This is a genomic window from Pseudonocardia sp. C8 (assembly GCF_014267175.1).
In the GTDB taxonomy this organism is placed as follows: Bacteria; Actinomycetota; Actinomycetes; order Mycobacteriales; family Pseudonocardiaceae; genus Pseudonocardia.
On record NZ_JACMTR010000002.1, the window covers coordinates 6,049,478 to 6,068,236 of the forward strand.

An 18,759-nucleotide genomic window follows, 5' to 3' on the forward strand; every position below is an offset into this window, starting at 1 on the left:
ACCGACGCGAGCCGGACGCCACGGTTCCCCGGCCACACGCGGCGGTCCGGCCGCACGCCGGTTGACCCGGCCGCACATCCGGTGGCCCGGCCGCGCATCCGGCGGCCCAGCCTCACACCCCTTGACCCGGCCGCACACCTGTTGTGTCGGGTGTGAGCCGCGGCAAGAGGGTGTGAGCCGCGGTAAGGGGGTGTGAGCTGCGGCGAAGAGGTGTGTGGCCGGCCGGGCCGGGACGTGCGGCCCGTGGTGACGGGACCGCGCACGCGTGGCGCGATCCCGCACGGATTGAGACGTGCGGCGGGACCAGGTTCCACGTGCGGGGTACCCCGCACCGACCGGGGTCCCGGTTGCCCGTGCGGGGTACCCCGGGTGATCAGTCGTCGTCGCGGTCATCCCGGGCGTCGTCGTCCCGGTCGTCCCGGGCGTCGTCCCGGTCGTCGCCGTCGGTGTCGTGGTCGAGAACCTCGCCGGTCGCGGCGTCGACGTCCACGTCGTGCTGGCCGGCGCCGTTGCGGACCTCGACCTCCCAGTGGTCGCGGTCGTCCCGGTCGTCGGGCTCACCCGCGTCGTCGCGGTCGTCGTCGGCCCGGTCGAACCCGGCCTCGGTGACCTGGCCGCCACCCACCCGCTCCAGGGCGATCCGCTCCGCGGCGGCCCGGTCGACGGCCGGCTGCGGGGCGCCGGGGGCCGGCCCGTCGTCGTCCGAGGACACGGCGGCGGGGAGGACGGCGGCGGCCGTCCCGCCGTCCGTGCCGAGGGCCAGCGCGGTGCCCCCGCCGACGAGGAGCAGGCCGGTGGCGGCGAGGGTCGTGACGGTGAGCCTGGAACGCATGGCGATCTTCCTCCGTGTCGTTTCTGCTGGTCCCGGGGTGGCCCCGGTGACAGGAACGACGATGCCGCCGCGGGCACCAAGGCCGCGCTGCGCGATCCCTAAGGCGGCCTTAGGGCTGCGGTGACCGTGCTCACCCGTGGCGGAGCCGGCGGTCCGTGATCAGTCGGCGGGGGCGGCCAGCTCCAGCACGACCTGCAGGCCGCCGCCGGGCGGGCCGTGCAGGGTCAGCCGCCCGCCGCCGGCGTCGGCGGTCCGGCGGGCGATGTCGAGGCCCAGCCCGGTCGAGCCGCCGCCGCTGACCCCGCGCGAGGTCGGATCGGCGCCCGGCGGCAGCCCGGGCCCGTGGTCGGAGACGACGAGCCGCGCCCCGCCGCCGGGCCGCCCGGCCAGCTCGACGCCGAACGCGGTCCCGTCCGGCGTGTGCGCGAAGACGTTGCCGAGCAACGCGTCCACGCAGGCTTCGAGGTCGCCGCGGGCGCAGCCGACCGGCAGCGGGCCGTCGGCGAGGTCCAGGGTCACGGCCCGGTCGGTGTCCTCGGCGAGCACCTGCCAGAACTCCACCCGCTCCCGGACGACGGCGGCGGCGTCGGCCGAGCGGGTCTCCCCGCCCCGGCGGCGGGCCTGCTCGATGGCACCGGTGACGGCGCGCTGCACGCCGTCCACCCCGGCCGAGATGCGGGCGGCCTCGTCGGGGTCGCGCAGCGTCTCGGCGTCCAGCCGGAGCGCGGTGAGCGGGGTGCGGACCCGGTGCGCCAGGTCGGCGACGTTCTCCCGCTCCTCGCGCAGCAGCTCCGAGATCCGCCCGGCGAGCCCGTTGAGCGCCCCGGCGACGACGCCCAGCTCGGCCGGCGCGTCCGGGTCCGCGCGGGCCGCGAGGTCGCCGCGGGCGAGCCGTTCCGACACCTGCGACAGGTCGGTGGTGGCATCGACCAGGGATCGGGCCAACCGGTCGGCGACCAGCAGGCCCCCGGCCAGCAGCACGACCGACAGGCCGGCCAGCAGCAGCCAGGACCGGGTGACCCCGCGGGTCAGCTCGGCGTCCGGGACCAGTACCCGGATGACCCCGTTGCCGGCGGACGCGCCCTGCACGGCGAACACCATCTCCCGCCCGCCCGGGACCTCGGTGGAGGCGCTCTGCCCGCGCAGTCCCAGCTCGACCAGCCGGCTGCGGGGTGCGGGGGCGCCGAGCACCGTCCCGTCGGCCAGGAGCACCGAGACGTGGGCGGGGGTGCGCTCGTCGACCAGCTCGACGGTGGGCGCCATCGTGGCCCGGTCGGCGGTGGCGACCACCGGGGTCAGCGTCTGGGCCTGCGCGGTCGCGGCGGACAGCGCGGTGTCCGCGGCGACCGTCCGGATCAGCGTGGCCAGCGGGATCGCGAAGGCGACCAGCACCAGCAGCACCGTGGCCGCGACCAGGACCAGGATCCGGCGGCGCATCAGGTCCCGTCCGGACCGGCGGGCGTGGCCGGTGCGGAGAGCCGGACGCCGACGCCGCGCACCGAGTGCAGGTAGCGCGGCTGCTGGGCGGTCTCGCCGAGCTTGCGGCGCAGCCACGACAGGTGCACGTCGACGGTCTTGTCGGCGCCGCCGTAGGGCTGCTGCCAGACCTCGGTCACCAGCTCCCGCTTGCTGACGACCTGGTCGGCGCGGGCGGCGAGGTGGTGCAGCAGGTCGAACTCGCGCGGGGTCAGCTCCAGCTCGGCCCCGTCGAGCTGCGCGCGCCGCGACCGCGGATCCACCGACAGCCCCCCGACGACGACGGTCGGGTCGGGTGCGCCGTCCCCGAGCCGGCGCAGGACGGCGCGGATGCGGGCGTCGAGCTGGGCGGCGGCGAACGGCTTGACCAGGTAGTCGTCGGCGCCGGCGTCGAGCACCGCGACGATCTCGGCCTCGTCGTCGCGGGCGGTCGCGACGATCACCGGCACGGTGCTGGCGCCGCGGAGCATCCGCAGCATCGTCGTGCCGTCCATGTCCGGCAGTCCCAGGTCGAGCACGACCAGGTCCGGGCGCTGCCCGACGGCTGCCTCGAGGCCGGCCATCGCGGTGGGGGCGGAGCCGACGGCGTGCCCCCGCTCACCGAGGCCGCGGATCAGCGCGCCGCGGATGGCGGGGTCGTCCTCGACGATCAGGATCTGGGCCACGGGAGGACAACCTATCCGCTCCGGAGGTGGGAACCGGGTGCTCCTGGGTGCGGCTTGGGGCCGTCTTAGGGCCGCGTTAACCCGCGCCCGGGGCATGCTGGGGGCGTGAACCGTCGGAGCACGCGCACCACCCGGACCGGGCTGGTCGCCGGTCTGTGGGTCGCCGCAGCGGCCGGTGCCCTGCTGCTGGGGCTGACCGCGGTCGGCCAGATCGGCAGCGGCCTGTCCGGCGGCGACCCGGTCCGGCCGCTGGCCGCGGAGGAGGTCGAGGCCGCGCTGGCCCGGCACGCCGCCGCCCAGCACCGGCAGCCCGCGCCGCAGCCGCCGGCCACGCAGCCGCCGGCCGCGCGTCCGGCGCCGCAGGCACAGGCCCGGGTGGTGCCGGCCGGGCCGGCCGGGACGGTCCTCGTCCGCTGCGAGGGCGGGACCCCCCGGGTGGTCTCGGTGAACCCGGCCCAGGGTTTCGAGCGGGAGGACGACGAGGACGTCGCCGCCGGCCAGGTGGCGTTCGACGGCGACGACCTCGACGTGCGCGTGGCGCTGAGCTGCACGAACGGGGTCCCGGCGGGCCGGGTCAGCACCCTCGGCGAGGGCTGAGCCCGCTATCCGTGCCGGCTCAGCTCGTGGAAGAAGTCCTCGATCACCGTGAGCTCGCCGGCCCGGACGACCTCGTCGTAGACGTACCGGCCGACGGCGAGGTCGAGCACGCCCAGCCCGAACGGCGAGAACACCACCGGCCGGTCGGTGGGCAGCGTGACGCGGCCGGCCATGACGTCGTCCAGCGTCCCGTCCAGGAAGTCCCGGTTCCCGGTCAGCTGCTCGACCAGGTGCGGTGAGGTGTCGGCCTTCAGGCAGTGGTCGACGTCGTCGACGACGTTCGCGCCCGCCAGCAGGATCTCCGGCGCGAGGTCGCGCAGCGACACGTTGAGCACCAGCGGGTTGTGCGCGAACCAGGCGGGATCGTGCAGGTACGGCCGGGCCGCGACGGTGGCGAGCACGACCAGGTCGCTGGACCGGATCAACGACTCGGCGTCGTCGTGCACGGTGATCCGCCCGGGCCCGCCGGAGCGTTCCAGGTAGCCGCGGAACCCCTGCGCGCTGGCGGCGGCCAGGTCGTGCACCCCGACCTCGTCGAACGTCCACCCGGTCCCGGCCAGGAACGTGTGGATGTAGCGGGCGATCAGCCCGGTGCCGATGAACCCGACCCGGGCCGGCCGGGCCCGGTCGCGGGAGAGCCGGTCCGCGGCCAGCGCCGCCGACGCGGCGGTGCGGGTCGCGCTGATGATCGAGCTCTCCAGCACGGCGAACGGGTAGCCGGTGGCGGGGTCGTTGAGGATCAGCACGGCGGATGCCCTGGGCAGCCCGGCCGCCACGTTGTCCGGGAAGCTGGAGATCCACTTCAGGCCGTCGGTCCTGGCCGGCCCGCCGATCGAGGCGGGCAGCGCGATGATCCGCGCGTTCGGCCGGTCCGGGAACCGCAGGAAGTACGACGGCGGGTTCACCGAGTCCCCGGCCCCGTGCAGCCGGTAGGTGGCCTCGACGAGGTCGACGACGTCGCGCTCGCGGCCCTGCAGCACCCGCCGGACCTGCCCGCCCGGGATCACCGCGAACGGCGGCGGGGCGAGCGCCGGCGTCGCCGGGGACGGTGCGGATTCCTGGACACCGGTCATCGGAGGTCTCCTGCTCGCATCGGGTCGCCGAGGCCGACGAGGATCTCGCGCGGCCCGTCGTAGGGGTCCCGGCCGTGTGCGGTCCGGATGTTGTCGACCAGCAGCAGGTCCCCGGCCTGCCACGGCTCGCGCAGGGTGTGCTGCTCGTAGGTCCCGGTGAGCAGATCGACGACGTCGCGGTCGATCGGGTCCCCGTTGCCGAACCGGGTGGTGAACGGCAGCCCGTCCGCCCCGTAGACGTCGATCAGGTACTCGCGGACCTCCGGTTCCATGGTCCACTCGTTGAGGAACGCGATCTGGTTGAACCAGCAGCGGCGGCCGGTGACCGGATGCCGCACGACCGCGCGGCGGTGCTGCCGGGTCCACAGGCCCCCGTCGGGCTGCCAGGCGAACTCGATCGCGTTCGCCCGGCAGTAGGCCTCGACGCTGCCGCGGTCGTCGGTGCCGAACGAGTCCGCGACCGACGCCCCGATCTCGGCGTTGTAGCTGCGGACCAGCTGCCAGCCCTCCCGCTCGAACCGGTCCACCAGCCCCGGTGGCAGCGCCTCCAGCACGCCCGGCGAGTCGGCCACCCCGGTCGTGCCGCCGGAGGACGGCGCGACCAGGCAGGCGAACAGCATCAGGCCGGGGAACTCGTGGGCGTAGCTCAGCTCGTGGTGCATGCACATCTGCTGGGCGGCCGGCCAGGTCGAGGACGAGTAGATGCCGTCGGCGTAGACCGTGCGGGCGGCGAAGGCCTCCCGCTCGGCCATCAGCCCGTCGGCGAGCCCCCGGAAGACGCCTTCGACGTCGCCGGGGTTGGCCAGCCCGAAGCCGCGGACCAGCACGGCGCCGTGCTCGACGACCAGGTGGCGCAGCGCGGCCCGGAACTCGTCCCAGGCCATCCCGCGCACGGCGTCGGCCGGCAGGAGCGGCGGGCGGCCCGGGCGCAGCTCGACGTCGAGCCGGGCGGACGGGGCGGAAGGGGTGGACATCGGTGTCTCCTTCTCAGGACGAGGTCGTGACGGCGACGGAGCTGGTCACGGCCCGCGCCGCCGCGGCGGGCCGGGTGCGCAGGAAGTGGTGGCCGCCGTCGGGGAGCTCGTGCAGCTCCACCCGGTCGGCCAGGGCCTGCCACCCGCGGTGGCGGACCCGGTAACCGGCGGTGCCGGGGTCGTCCGCGGCGACGACGACGGTCACCGGCGCGGCCAGCCGCACCTGCGGCGGGTCGTCGAGCAGGTCGGCGAGCAGCAGGTTCGCCGTCGCGTGGTCGTGCCGGAACGCGGCACCGACCCGGGCGGCCCGGGGCGCGTCCAGCCGGTCGAGCTCCGGGTGCCCGCCCTCGGCGCCGAGCCCGGCCGCGATCTCGGCGTCGTCCCGGCCGGTGAGCGCCGCGACGTCGTTGCGCCGGCTCTCGGGTGTCCGGGGCAGCTGCGCCGCCAGGAACACCCGCTCGACGGCGGTCCCGCGCTCCTCCAGCACCGCGGCCGTGCGCAGCGCGAACGCGCAGCCCGCGGAGTGCCCCCACAGCAGGACCCGGCCCGGGGCGAGCGCGGTGATCTCCTCGGCCACCTGCGCCACGACGTCGTCGAGCGGGGCGAACGGGCGCGGTTCGGCCGCGTCGAGCTCGTGGCCCGGCAGCTCCACCGCGTGCACGGCGAGCCCGCTTCCGCGCAGCTCCGCGGCCATCGGCCGGTAGGTGACCGCGTTGCCGCCCGCGTAGGGGAAGCACACCAGCAGGCCGGTGGCGGCCGGGTCGTCGAGCAGCGGGAGCAGCAGCCCGGCAGGCGGCTCCACCCGGCCGTCGACCACGGCGGCCAGGTCGGCGAGGACGGGGTGGCGGGTCACGTCGGCCAGCGACACCACCCGGTCCAGCCCGATCACCACCTTGACCGCGGACAGCGACGTGCCGCCCAGGTCGAAGAAGTGGTCCCGGCGGTCGATCCGCTCGACCGGCAGCTCGAGCACCCGGGCGAACACGGCCGCGATCCGCTGCTCGGTCGGGCCGGTCGGCGGCTCGTGCCCCTCGCCGGGGGCCGCGGGGCCGTCGCCGGCGAGCTCCGCGGCGAGCGCGGTCAGCGCCTTCGTGTCGATCTTGCTGTTGGCGGTGAGCGGGAGCGCGGCCCGGTGGTGGAACGCGGTGGGCACCATGTAGCCGGGCAGCGACGCCGCGAGCCGCTCGCGCAGCAGCGTGTCCTCGATCGGCTGCCCCGCGGCGTAGAACGCGACCAGGTGCTTGCCGCCGTCGGCCCCCTCGGTGACGACGACCGCCGCGTCCCGCACGCCGGGCACCCGGGCGAGGGTGTTCTCGATCTCGCCGATCTCGATCCGGAAGCCGCGGATCTTGACCTGGGTGTCCCGGCGGCCGAGGAACTCCAGGGTGCCGTCGGGCAGCCAGCGGCCGTGGTCGCCGCTGCGGTACAGGCGCTGGTGCGGCCGGTACGGGTCGGTGGTGAACGCCTGCCGGGTGCGTTCGGGGTCCCCGATGTAGCCGCGCCCGACGCACACCCCGGAGCAGACGATCTCGCCCGGCGCGCCGAGCGGGACCGGGACCAGGTTCTCGTCGACGACCCGGACGGCGGTGTTGCGCACCGGGCGGCCCAGCGGGACCCGGCCGTGCGCGGGCAGCCGGTCCAGCACGGCGTGCGTGAAGTCGTCCGAGGTCTCGGTCAGGCCGTAGGCGTTGGCGAGCCGGACCCCGGGCCGGGCGGCGAACCAGCGCGCCGCCAGCTCGGCCTTCAGCGCCTCCCCGGTGGTCGACACCGTGTGCAGGTCCGGCAGCTCCCGCGGGTGCGCGTCCAGGGAGGACAGCACGACCTCCAGGTACGACGGCACCACCTGGACGACGTTCACCCGGGCGTCGGCGAGCCGGTCGAGGTAGCGGGCGACGTCGAGGATGAGGTCCTGCTCGATCAGCACCGTGCGCCCGCCGACCAGCAGGGCGGCGACCAGCTGCCACAGCGAGATGTCGAAGCACTGCGGCGCGGTCTGCGCGACCGCCTGACCCTCGCCGATCCCCAGGTCCTCGATCTTGGCGAAAAGGTGGTTGAGCATGCCCGCGTGCTCGCACATCGCGCCCTTGGGCACCCCGGTCGAGCCGGAGGTGAAGTACAGGTAGGCGAGCCGGTCCGGGCCGATCTCGACGCCGAGGTCGTCGGCGGGCAGCGCGTCGAGCTCCGGGGCGTCGACCAGCAAGGTCCCGGGGGCGCCGTCGCCGAGCGACTCGAGCGCGCGGTCCAGGTTCGCGGTGCTGGCCGGTTCGGTCAGGACGAGCCGGCACCCGGCGCGGGACAGCGTGGTCGCGATCCGCTCGGGCGGGAAGTGCGGCTCGATCGGCAGGTAGGCGCCGCCGGCCTTGAACACGGCCAGCACCGACGCCATCCAGTCCAGGTTCCGCTCGGTCACCACCGCGACCGGGTCCTCCGGGGCCAGCCCGCGGTCCAGCAGCGCGCGGCCCAGCCGGTTCGCCCGGGCGTTGAGCTCGCGGTAGGTCCACCGGGTGTCGCCGAGCTCGGCGGCGACCGCCTCCGGGTGCGCGGCCACCCGCTGCTCGAACAGCTCGTGGAACCGGAGGTCGGGCAGCTCCCGGTCGGGGCCGTCGAGGTCCTCCAGCTGGTGGTGCAGCTCCTCGGCGGACAGCAGGTGCCGCCGCCCGGGTGCCGCGTCCGGCTCGGCGGACACGGCGTCGAGCGCCGCCAGGTGGTAGCCCCCGATCCGGGCCGCGCACTCCGCGTCGATCACGTCGGTGCGGTACCGCAGCCGCAGCACCGGCGGGCCGGCGTCCCGGACGGCGCCCACGGTCAGCACGAGGTCGCCGGTGGGCTCGCCGCCGTCCCCGGCCGGGTCGAGCAGGGTCTCGAACGGGGTGTCGTCCGGGACCGTCGACGGCCGGGCCGCGGCCTCGAGGACGGCCCGCCAGGACGGGGCACCGGTGTCGATCCGCCGGGGCACCGGCTCCGCGCCCGGCGCGGGCCGGTACCCGGTGACGACCTCCGGCTCCCCGGACAGCGCCGCGAGCACCCGGGCGTGCGCAGCCAGCAGCGCCGCCTCGGCGGGGACGCCGCCGGGCAGGCCGGCCGGGAACCCGGCGGGCAGCGGGACGTCGTGCACCGCGGTACCGGGGGCCGGGTCGGTGCTCCAGCGGGGGATCCGGGTCGCGGCGCCGGGCCGGGCCGCAGGAGCCGGGCTCGGCGGTGCGGGTGCCGCGGAGGGGTCCGGGTGCGGTGGGGCCGGCGGCGGGGTTCCAGCGGGCCGGTCCGGGCGCGGCGGCGTGCCCGCCGGTGCGGGCGGTGCGGAAAGTGCCGGGCCCGGTGCGGCCGGCATCGCGGGGCCGGACGGTGCGGGGGGCGTCGGGAGTGCGGGCCCCGGGGAGGCGGGCGGGGCCGGGAGCGCCGGGCCCGGCGAGGCGGGTGGCGTGGGGAGTGCCGGGCCGGTCGCGGGCGGGGCCGGCAGGGACGGGCCGGGCGAGGCGGACGATGCGGGCGGGGTCGGGAGTGCGGGCCGGTCGGTCATCGGGTGGTCCTCTCCGGACGGGTGGGTCGGGGCGGCCATCAGGCGGCCCGCTCGAACGGGGACGGTGCGGGCGGTGGCGGTGCCGCGGTGACGGCGGTGGGCGCGTACCGGTCCGACCGGATCTCGCCCGCCGGGTTGCCGCCCCAGTGCGCCCAGGCCGGCACCTCTTCGCCCTTCATGAGGAAGGAGTCGGCGGCGAGCACCGATCCGTCACCGACGTGCACGCCGTAATGCACGAACGCGGCCACCCCGAGGGTCACGCCCGGGCCGAGCACGGTCCGGTCGGACTTGAACGCGCCGTCCTCCTGCGAGTGGCACTGGACGATGCTCCCGGCGTTGAGCGTGCAGCCGTCGCCGATGGCGGTGAAGGAACGTTCGGTGAGGAAGCAGCCGTCGTCGAACACCCGGCGGCCGATCCGCACCCCCAGCAGCCGCCACAGCACGCACTTGAACGGGGTGCCGTCGAAGGCCGGGAAGTACGACTCGGAGGGGACCTTCCAGGCCCGCTCGTGCCGCCAGAACGTGCGGTCGTAGATCGAGCACCCGTTCGGGGCGAGGGTCTGCAGGTGCTCGGTGGCCCGCTCGACGAGCACGAAGAAGACGACCGTGAAGAGCAGGATCGCGGCCGGCACCGGCAGGAACGCCCACACCCCGTAGGTCCGGGACAGGTCGAACGCCCCGGTGGTCAGCATCAGCACACCGGCCAGGTGCAGCCAGCGCACCAGCAGCCGGAGCACGATGCTGCCGGCATTGTGCACGTTCTTCGAGGCCAGCCGGCGGCGCAGCTCGGCGGGCGGCAGCTCCAGGCCGGTGTCGCGCTCCACCGAGCGGGGGATCTCGAAGCTGGGCGAGCCGAGCAGGCCGACGCCGGACCGGACCGGCCCGTCGATCGGGACCATCACCTTCGTCGCGAGCAGGCAGTTGTCCCCGGTGCGGCCCTGCGCCGGGTAGGCGATGTTGTTGCCGAGGAAGTTGTCCGCGCCGATCGACACCTGCGACACCCGGAACGCCGACGCCGAGTAGTCGGCGTTGAGCAGCGACAGCCCGTCGGCGACGACCGTGCCCCGGCCGGCCGAGCTCAGGTACGGCGACTCGTGCTGGACGGCCATCCCGAAGTTCGACCCGGTCTGCACCACCGGGGTGAGCCGGTACCCGATCCAGCGCAGGTAGCCGACGATGTAGGACGAGTCCCCGAACAGCTCGGTGAAGAACTTCCGGTTGGTCGACCCGGCGATCACCCGGTGCGCCCAGTGGTGCAGCCCGTAGAGCCGGTACACCCGGTCCGCCCGGACCAGCGGCTGCAGCAGCCGGGGCAGGGTTCCGACGGCGAGCAGGCCGGCCAGCGACCCACCGGCGAACAGCAGCGCCGACCCGACGAGCGCCTCGGCGTAGAACCCGAGGCTCGTGAACGCCGATGTGCTGGTGTCGATCAGCGCGCCGAACTGCGGGACGGCGTTCAGCAGCAGCATCGCCCCGACCAGGACCAGCGGCGTCGTCACCGCGATCGGGAACAGCAGCAGCACGACCGGGAACACGACCCGGCGCAGCCGCGCGACCGGGAGCTCCGGCACGGTGCGGTAGTCGGTGCCGGTCGGCTGGGCCGGCGAGCCGTGCCAGTGCGCCCCGGGCGGCACCGCCTGCCCGGCGTGCAACGACGACGTGTGCCCGAGCTGGGCGCCGTCGCCGATCGACGTGCCGATGTCCAGCACGGTCTTCTCCCCGACGAGCACCTGGCTGCCCAGGGTGACCGGCCCGATCTGGATGACGCCGTCGTAGGCGCGGTAACCGGACAGGAACGAGTCCTTCCGGATCACCGTGCCGTCGCCGATCGCGATGAGGTCGGTGCACACCGGCACGTGCTTCGACAGCACGGTGACGTCCCGGCCGACCCGCGCGCCCAGTGCCCGCAGGTAGAGCAGGTAGAGCGGGGTTCCGGCGAACAGCGCCAGCGGGTTGGACCGGACGAGCGTGCGGACGATCCAGAACCGCAGGTAGGCCATGCTCCAGACCCGGATCTGGGCCGGCCGCCAGCGGCCGACGAGCACCCACTTCGCGATGATCGGCAGCACGCACAGGACCAGCAGCGTCGCGCCGGAGAACCCGACCGACCGCAGGTACAGCTCGAGCAACCCGCTGCCGGCCAGCACCCACTCCAGCCCGCGGTACATCACGAGCATCGGGAGCGCGGAGTAGAGCAGGAACGCGAGCGCCTGCAGGGCGCCGCACAGCGCGTGCCGCGGGGTGCCGACCGGCTCCGGCATCGGGACGGGGGCGGCCTCGGCCACCGCGCCGGGGCCGGCGGTACCGGCCGCGCCGGACGGCGTCCCGGAGCCGGCCACGCCGAGCGCGGTCGCCAGCTCCCGGATCGTGCCGTACCGGTAGACGTCCTTGATCGACACCGGCGGGAGGTCCGGGCGCTTGCGCAGCGCCGCGCAGAACCGGGCCATCGTCATCGAGTCGGCGCCGAGGTCGTCGAAGAAGTGCTGGTCCGGGCCGGCCTCGACGCCGAGCACCGCGGACAGCGCCTCGAGCAGGCTCCGCTGTGCCGGGCTGGACCCGTCATCGGCGAGCGCGCCGGCCAGCTCCCGCACCGTCGGGTGGCGGTAGACGTCCTTCATCGACACCGGCGGCAGGTCCGCACGCCCGCGCAGCTTCGCGCAGAACCGGGCCATCGTCATCGAGTCGGCGCCGAGGTCGTCGAAGAAGTGCTGGTCCGGACCGGCGGGCGTGCCGAGGACGTCGGACAGCACCGCGGCCAGGGCCGCCGCCGGGCCGCTCGGGGCCGCCGCGGCGGGCGCTGCGCCGGCCGGGACGGTGCGACCCGGGGCCGTGGCCCCCGTGCCGCCCGGGACGGTGCCTCCGGTTCCGCCCGGGACGGCCGTGGGCGCCGGGACGACGGCGGGGAGCCGGGTGGTGACCGCGGCGGCCGGCGGCGGGGCGAGCGCGGTGCCCGGCCCGTACCGGTCGTGCTCGCGGTCCCGCCCGTCGACCCGGCCCAGGTACTCGAGCTCGCCGTTCGCGTTCACCCGCCCCAGGTCACCGGTGCGGTAGATCCGCCCCGACGGGTTGCCGGGGATCCCCAGGAAGTCCCGGATGAACACCTGCTCGGTGAGGTCGTCGTGGTTGAGGTAGCCGCAGGCCAGCCCGATCCCGGCGATCCCGATCTCCCCGGCCCGGCCGTGCGGCAGCGCGCGGTACGGGTCGGACACGTCGAGGACCACGGTGCTGTACGTCGGCAGCGGGATCCCGATCGTGACCGGCCCGACCTGCCGCACCTCCGACCAGGTGGCGGTCACGGTGGCCTCGGTGGGGCCGTACACGTTGAGGAACCGCCGCCCCGGCCGGCACCAGCGCCGCAGCTGGTCCGGCCGGCCGTCCTTGCCGCAGACCAGCAGGAACCGCAGCCCGGGCAGGCCGGCCGGGTCGAGGGTGTCGAGCACCTCGGGCACCGTGCAGAGCGCCGTGACCCGGTGCGCGTTCACGAACTCGGCCAGCGCCGGGCCCAGCAGGCCGGGGCCGGGGGGCCGCGGCACGAGCGTGGCCCCGCTGACCCACGGGACCCAGATCTCCTCGACCGCGAAGTCGAACGCCAGCGCCATGCCCTGGTAGACGCGGTCCTCGGGCCGGATCCGGTAGGTCTCGGCGGCGACCTTGACGAAGTTGCAGATGCTCGGGTGGTCGATCGCGACGCCCTCGGGGCGCCCGGACACCGACGCGTAGCTGATGTAGGCCAGCGGGTTGTCCCCGGCACCCCGCTCGGCGTCGATCAACCGGCGCCCGTCCAGCTCGTCGACCAGCGGCGCGACCGCGTCGAGGTGCACCAGCTCGGCGCCGGTCGCGGTGAGCAGGTCGATCTGCTCCACCCGGCGGGCCAGGTGCGACAGGGACAGCACGGTGCGCGCCCTGGCGTCCTCCACGATGTACACCAGCCGCCCGGTGGGGGAGGTGACGTCCAGCGCGACGTAGGTGGCACCGATCTTGAGGACGGCCAGCATCGCGACGTACGCGTGCGCCGGGACGTCGATGAGCAGCGCCACCCGGTCCCCGGGGCGCACCCCGCGCAGCCGCAGGTACCGGGCCAGGCGGTTGGCGCGGGTGTCGAGCTCGTCGTAGGTGAGGGAGAGCTCGGGGGAGTCGACGGCCAGCCGGTCGGTGCGGCCGTAGCGGCGGATCCAGTCGCACCGCTGCTCGAACAGGTGGTCCAGCCGCTCGTCGCGGCGGACCCGGCGGCCCTGGGGCTGGTCCCGGTCGACCAGCACCAGGTCGGAGACGGGCACCGCGGTGTCCGGCGTCGAGGATCCGGAACGCAGCGGCACCTGGCCTCCTCCGGAGCACGGACGGGCGCCGACCGGCCCCTCCCCGCCGTCGGCGCAGGTGGGAAGGCTGGCACCGGCCGGCGGGGTGGTCAACGCCCGCGCGGCCCCGGCGGGGGTGGAATAGCCAGTTCTGACGACGGGCAGGCCGGGGACGGTCGGTGCGGGCATGGGACGAGCATCCGCTGCGGACGGCCGGCCGGGAAGCCGTGCGGGCCCCCCGCGGGCCGGTGCCGGCACCCGGGGGCTGTCCCTACTCCGGAACGGGGGCGGCCACCGCGGAACCGGGTGTGCACACGATCGAGCCGGAGGCCGCCGGGGACGACCGTTGTCCTCAGTCGCACCGAGCGAAAGAGGCGGTCCCAATGTCGATCATCACCGGTCCCCAGCAGTTCAACCAGGACGACCTGTACGTCGACCTCCGCGCGACCGTCGGCCACGAGCTGTACCTCAAGTGCGAGGGCTTCAACTTCGCAGGCTCGGTCAAGCTGAAGGCCGCCACGGCGATGGTCGAGGCCGCCGAGCGGGACGGGATCCTGCGGCCGGGTTCGTTCCTGGTCGAGTCGTCGTCCGGCAACCTCGGCGTCGCGCTCAGCATGATCGCCGCCAACCGCGGCTACCGGTTCGTGTGCGTCACCGACTCCCGCTGCAACCTGGCGACCCGCCGGCTGATGGAGTCCTTCGGCGCCGAGGTGCACGTGATCACCGAGCCGGACCCCGAGGGCGGCCTGCTCGGCGCCCGCAAGAACCACGTCCGCGAGCTGTGCGCCTCCGACGAGCGCTTCGTCTGGCTGAACCAGTACGAGAACCCGAACGCCTGGAAGGCGCACTACGCCACCACCGGGCCGGCGATCGCCCGCGAGTTCCCGCAGGTCGACGTGATCTTCGTGGGCGCCGGCACCTGCGGCACGCTGATGGGCATCGCCCGGTACTTCCGGGAGACGAACCCGGACGTCCGCATCGTGGCCGTCGACAGCGTCGGCTCGGTGACCTTCGGCGGTCCCGCGTCCCGCCGGATGATCCCCGGCCTGGGCAGCGGCGAGCGCCCGCCGCAGCTCGACGAGTCCTACGTCGACGACGTCGTCCTGGTCGAGGAGGCCGACACCGTCCGGACCTGCCACCAGCTGGCCCGCACCGGCTTCCTGTTCGGCGGCTCCACCGGCACCGTCGTCAGCGGCGCGACCGCCTGGCTGGCCGAGCACGGCACGCCCGGCATGACCTGCGTCGCGCTGGCCCCCGACTTCGGCGAGCGCTACATGGACACCATCTACCAGCAGCACTGGGTCGAGGACCTCTACGGCGACGACGTCCTCGCCGGCGAGCCGGTCCTGGCCGCAGCGTGATCCGTCCCGGCGCCGGTGCGTCCGGTCCGGCCGGCGAGCAGCCGCTCGCAGGTCCGGACCAGCACCGGCGCCGCGTCGCGCACGGCGCGGGTCGCCGCCGGGTGCGCGGCCAGGTGCCGCCACCGCGCCAGCTCGTGCTCGGCGGCCCGGCACACGTCCTCGGGACCGGCGTCCTCGGGCAGCCCGAGCCGGGCCCGCGGCCCGGACCCGTGCCGGCCGAGCAGCCGCTCGGCGGCCTCCCGCAGGTCACCCGGCAGTGCCGCCCCCGCCGCCCCCGAACGTCCCAGTGACTCGGCGAGCTCGAACTCGACGAGCTCGTGCGCCTCGGCCCGCAGGCGCTCGGCGCGGTAGCGGAGCCGCTCGGCCGCCCGCGGCACCGGCCGGGCCACCCGCAGGACCTCGTCGAGGGTCCCCAGCGCCGACCGGGCCGCGCGCAGCCCGTCGCTCTCGGCGCCGGGCGGGATCCGGTCGAGCCACGCGGCGGCGGCGGCGAGCGCGGCCGCGTGCGCGGTGCCGGCGTAGGCCTCGGCGCCGTCCCGGAGCAGCCGGCGGACCTGGCCGCGGACCCCGGCCGGTCCCGGCTCCGCCTCCGGCGCGGGCGGGGCGGGCTCGGCCGGCTCCCAGCCGGCGGGCAGCGGGAGCGACCACAGCACGGTTGTCCCGGCTCCGGGCGCGGAGCGGACCGCGACCGTCCCGCCGACGGCCACCAACCGCACGGTGAGGTTCCGCAGCCCGCGCCCCCGGGTCGCGGGCGTGCCCGGGCCCGGGTCGGGGTCGAAGCCGGGGCCCTCGTCGCGGACCGCCATCCGCAGCGTCCCGTCCTGCTCGCTGATGCGGACCGTCACCGGCGCGCCGCCGGCGTGCTTGCGGGCGTTGTTGACGGCCTCCAGGCAGCAGAAGTACGCGGTGTCCGCGATCTCGTCCGGGTAGCGCCGGTCGGCCGGGACACCGTCGTGCTCGATCGTCACCGGCGGGTCGGACCCGGACAGGGTGTCGCGCAGCACCGCGACGAGGCCCTGCCCGGCCAGCACCGCCGACGAGACCCCGCCGACCGTGTCGCCCAGCACCGACTCGGTCACGTCGACCTGCTCGAGCAGCCCGTCGAGGCGGGCCCGGGCCTGCTCCCGTTCCCCGGCGGAGACCAGGTGCTCCACCAGGCCGAGGCTGAGCCCGAGGGTGACGAGGTGGTGCTGGGCGCCGTCGTGCAGGTCCCGCTCGATCCGGCGCCGCTCGGCGTCCATCCGGGCGACGGCGTCCCGCCGGGCCGCCGCGATCCGCTCCCCGTGGGCCAGCGCCGCCCGCAGCTGGCGTTCCAGCTCGATGGCCGAGCGGTTCGCGTGCAGCACCACGCCGAGCCCGGCGGCGATGTCCGGCAGCAGGGTGCGCCACTCGCCCAGCAGCCCCTCCGCGGCCTCGCGGTCGACGGCGAGCTCGCCGAGCTCCTCGTCGCCCTGCCGGACCGCGACCCGCACCAGCGCGGCGCCGTCCACCGGTGCGGCCCGCTCCGCCGGCCAGGCGTACGTGCGGTCCCGCAACCCGGGCCGGTACACGGTCAGCCGGCAGACGCTCGCGCCCAGCGCCCGGCCGACCCCCTCGGCCACCCGGGCGAGGTCGGGCCCCTCCGCCGTCGAAGCCCGGGACAGCGCGGTGACCCCCGCCAGCACGCTGTACGGGGACGGCCGCGCGCCGTACAGCAGGCGGTCCACCCCCCGCTCCACCCGCAGGTACAGCGGGAGGAACCCGGCGGCCACCGGGAGCCCGGCCACGGCGGACGCCGCCACCGGCCCCATCCCGGCGGCGGTCAGCAGCGCGTGCAGGGCGCAGACGGCGCCACCGGCGAGGGCCGCCACCAGCGTCACCGCCAGCCCGCGGCCGAACAGCCGCTCGGCCGCCTGCGCCCGGGGCCCGGTGCCGGCGGTGACCAGCGCCGCCGCGGCGACGGCGATCCAGGCCGCCCGGGCGAACCAGAACGGCAGCGCGATCGGGGGCCCGGCCGGGTCGCCGAGCGTCAGGCCGGGAATGCCGAGGGCGACGAGCAGGACCGTGATCAGCGCCAGCACGGTCGCGATCACCACGGTCGCCGCCAGCGCGCAGAGCAGCAGCCGGATCCGCGCCCGCGGCCCGCCGGTGACGCCGCCCCGCAGCCGCGACCACAGCGCGACCAGCCCGGCCCCCGGCAGCAGGAACCCGGCGGACAGGACGGCGCCGGCCGCCGTCCCGGCCACGGCGGTGGCGGCCACCCCGGCCACGACGGCCGCGGCCCCCGCCGCCGCGGCCACCCGGCCGGCCCCGCCCCACCGGCCCGGTCCGGGGGCCGGGAACAGCACCAGCCCGCCGGCGGCGGTCGCGCACGCCACGGCGACCAGCCCGAGCCGCAGCACCGTCCCGGCTCCGAAGCCGGTCGCCGCGTCCAGGGCCGCGGCCGCCGCCCCGGCCTGCAGGTGGAACGCGCCGGCCGCGGCCGCCGACGCGACCGCCAGCAGCCGCAGCGAGCGGCCACCGGCCTGCCACAGCACGACGGCGAGCACCAGGCCCAGCCCGCTGCAGGCGTGGTCGAGCACCGCCTGCAGCATCGGCTCGGGCGGCGGCCCGGGTGGCGGCACGGCCTGCGCCCCGGTCACGGTCCCACCCTCCCGGCCGTCACCGGCTCGACCAGCGGCTCGAGCCGTTCCGGGAGCCAGCCGTCCACCGCGACCGGGCCGGTGCCGGTGCCGGTGAGCTCGACGATGCCGCCGAGGGCGTCCAGCCGTTCGGCGTCGATCGCGAGCGCTTCCCGCAGCGCCCCGGCGTCGGCGCCGGGATCGGGGTCCTCGACCCGGACCGACAGCCGGCCCGCACCGTGCGCCAGCCGCACCAGCAGCTCCGGGCCCTCGGCCCGGGCCGCGAGGTGCTGCAGCGCCGACGCGGCCAGGTAGTAGACCCCCGACTCGATCTCCCAGTCGAGGCGCCGGTCCACGGCCGGCTCCAGCCGCACCGGCCGGGGGAGGTCGGCGATCAGCTCCTCCAGCGCGGCAGCCGGACCCTGGTCGCGCAGCACCGACGGGTAGACCCCGCGGGCGATCGCACGGAACCGCTCCAGCAGCTCCTCCAGGCCGGCCCGGGTCCGGGCCAGGCCGGCCCGGACCTCGCCGGGCGGCGCCCCGGCGGCCAGCTCGTCGCGGGCACCCCGCAGCCCGTCCCGCAGGGCGACCAGGCGGCCCGCGGTGGCGTGCGAGAGCTCCCCGACCAGCCGGCGACGCTCGACGTCGCGGGCCCGGCCGAGCCGCTCGCGGGACCGCTGCAGCTCGTCGGCCAGCTCGTCGGCCCGGCGGACGCGCCGCTCCAGCTCGATCCCGTGCTGCACCTCGCGCAGCAACGCGCCGGCCCCGTTCGCGAGGTCCTGCAGGAGCCTGCGGTCGTCCGCGGTCACCGCGGCGCCGCCCATGCCGATCGCGAGCGCGGCCCGCAGCTGGTCCCCGTCGAGCACCGGCACGACGTGGTCGGTGTCCGGCCGGGCGAGCAGCACCGCCAGGCCCGGCACGGAGAGCTCCCCGGCGCCGTCGGTGCCGCCGGTGTCACCGGGCGGGTGGACGGCGGCCGCGACCAGCCGGTCCTCGACGGCCAACCACACCACGGCCCGCGCCGCCCCGGTGCCCTCGGCGACGACCTCGGCCAGCCCCGGCAGGGCGGCCGGCAGGCTCCCGGCCCGGATCCGGGCGCCGGCCCGGGCGAGCACCGAGTACGGCGTGCCGGCGCGGTGCGGGTCCAGCCGCCGGGCCCACCGGTCGAGCCGGGGCAGGGCGGCGACCGTGCCCAGCGCGCCCACGGCGGCGGCCGCGAACGGCAGCAGGACCGCGACCGGGCCCGCCCACCCGCCGGCGACCCCGACGAGCAGCACGAACACGGCGAGCACGCCGGCCGCGACGGCCAGCGGGCGGACGATCCGCGCAGCCAGTGCCCGACCCATCTCCACCACCCGCTCCCGGATCC

General features: G+C 76.4%; 11 protein-coding genes. 2 read left to right on the top strand and 9 right to left on the bottom strand.

Going from position 1 to position 18,759, the window contains the following annotated elements; translation table 11 throughout:
* Positions 1 to 373: 373 nt before the first annotated feature.
* The 3 genes from H7X46_RS28725 to H7X46_RS28735 form a co-directional block, all read right to left on the bottom strand.
* A complete protein-coding gene (locus tag H7X46_RS28725; protein ID WP_186362312.1) occupies positions 374 to 832 on the bottom strand; it encodes a PepSY domain-containing protein in 459 nt (152 codons plus the stop codon).
* Positions 833 to 991: 159 nt separating this feature from the next.
* On the bottom strand, positions 992 to 2,269 hold the full coding sequence (locus tag H7X46_RS28730; RefSeq protein WP_186362313.1) for a HAMP domain-containing sensor histidine kinase: 1,278 nt from the start codon (positions 2,267 to 2,269) through the stop codon (positions 992 to 994).
* Positions 2,269 to 2,973: a response regulator transcription factor gene (locus H7X46_RS28735; protein ID WP_186362314.1), complete on the bottom strand. Its 705-nt coding sequence runs from the start codon at positions 2,971 to 2,973 to the stop codon at positions 2,269 to 2,271. Before H7X46_RS28735 ends, H7X46_RS28730 begins: the two co-directional genes overlap by 1 nt.
* 105 nt (positions 2,974 to 3,078) lie before the next feature.
* On the opposite strand from H7X46_RS28735, the gene H7X46_RS28740 reads away from it, so the two are divergent.
* Positions 3,079 to 3,570, top strand: a complete 492-nt coding sequence (locus H7X46_RS28740; RefSeq protein WP_186362315.1) for a hypothetical protein — start codon at positions 3,079 to 3,081, stop codon at positions 3,568 to 3,570.
* 5 nt (positions 3,571 to 3,575) lie between these two features.
* On the opposite strand, the gene sbnB is transcribed toward H7X46_RS28740, so the two are convergent.
* From sbnB to H7X46_RS28760, 4 genes are all read right to left on the bottom strand, one after another.
* Positions 3,576 to 4,643, bottom strand: coding sequence for a 2,3-diaminopropionate biosynthesis protein SbnB (sbnB, locus tag H7X46_RS28745; RefSeq protein ID WP_186362316.1), 1,068 nt, complete (start codon positions 4,641 to 4,643; stop codon positions 3,576 to 3,578).
* The gene (locus tag H7X46_RS28750) at positions 4,640 to 5,617 is read right to left on the bottom strand and encodes a TauD/TfdA family dioxygenase (protein ID WP_186362317.1); all 978 of its coding nucleotides are present in this window, start codon (positions 5,615 to 5,617) and stop codon (positions 4,640 to 4,642) included. The genes sbnB and H7X46_RS28750 overlap by 4 nt, the downstream gene beginning before the upstream one ends.
* 13 nt (positions 5,618 to 5,630) lie before the next feature.
* The gene (locus H7X46_RS28755) at positions 5,631 to 8,945 is read right to left on the bottom strand and encodes an amino acid adenylation domain-containing protein (RefSeq protein WP_186362318.1); all 3,315 of its coding nucleotides are present in this window, start codon (positions 8,943 to 8,945) and stop codon (positions 5,631 to 5,633) included.
* A gap of 227 nt (positions 8,946 to 9,172) precedes the next feature.
* A complete protein-coding gene (locus H7X46_RS28760) occupies positions 9,173 to 13,618 on the bottom strand; it encodes a Pls/PosA family non-ribosomal peptide synthetase (protein ID WP_186362319.1) in 4,446 nt (1,481 codons plus the stop codon).
* 194 nt (positions 13,619 to 13,812) lie between these two features.
* On the opposite strand from H7X46_RS28760, the gene sbnA reads away from it, so the two are divergent.
* Positions 13,813 to 14,790, top strand: a complete 978-nt coding sequence (gene sbnA, locus H7X46_RS28765) for a 2,3-diaminopropionate biosynthesis protein SbnA (RefSeq protein WP_186362320.1) — start codon at positions 13,813 to 13,815, stop codon at positions 14,788 to 14,790.
* On the opposite strand, the gene H7X46_RS31045 is transcribed toward sbnA, so the two are convergent.
* Positions 14,742 to 17,411, bottom strand: coding sequence for an ATP-binding protein (locus H7X46_RS31045; RefSeq protein WP_186362321.1), 2,670 nt, complete (start codon positions 17,409 to 17,411; stop codon positions 14,742 to 14,744). The two genes, sbnA and H7X46_RS31045, sit on opposite strands and share 49 nt — an antisense overlap.
* Positions 17,408 to 18,736 (bottom strand): hypothetical protein, encoded by a 1,329-nt coding sequence (locus tag H7X46_RS28775; protein ID WP_186362322.1) that lies wholly within the window; start codon positions 18,734 to 18,736, stop codon positions 17,408 to 17,410. The genes H7X46_RS31045 and H7X46_RS28775 overlap by 4 nt, the downstream gene beginning before the upstream one ends.
* Positions 18,737 to 18,759: the final 23 nt, after the last annotated feature.

Bases quoted from the DNA above. Each gene is read 5' to 3' on its own strand.
- H7X46_RS28725 (WP_186362312.1), bottom strand. From the start codon at position 832: ATGCGTTCCAGGCTCACCGTCACGACCCTCGCCGCCACCGGCCTGCTC.
- sbnA (WP_186362320.1), top strand. From the start codon at position 13,813: ATGTCGATCATCACCGGTCCCCAGCAGTTCAACCAGGACGACCTGTAC.
- sbnB (WP_186362316.1), bottom strand. From the start codon at position 4,643: ATGACCGGTGTCCAGGAATCCGCACCGTCCCCGGCGACGCCGGCGCTC.
- H7X46_RS28730 (WP_186362313.1), bottom strand. From the start codon at position 2,269: ATGCGCCGCCGGATCCTGGTCCTGGTCGCGGCCACGGTGCTGCTGGTG.
- H7X46_RS28775 (WP_186362322.1), bottom strand. From the start codon at position 18,736: ATGGGTCGGGCACTGGCTGCGCGGATCGTCCGCCCGCTGGCCGTCGCG.
- H7X46_RS28760 (WP_186362319.1), bottom strand. From the start codon at position 13,618: ATGCCCGCACCGACCGTCCCCGGCCTGCCCGTCGTCAGAACTGGCTAT.
- H7X46_RS28755 (WP_186362318.1), bottom strand. From the start codon at position 8,945: ATGCCGGCCGCACCGGGCCCGGCACTTTCCGCACCGCCCGCACCGGCG.
- H7X46_RS28750 (WP_186362317.1), bottom strand. From the start codon at position 5,617: ATGTCCACCCCTTCCGCCCCGTCCGCCCGGCTCGACGTCGAGCTGCGC.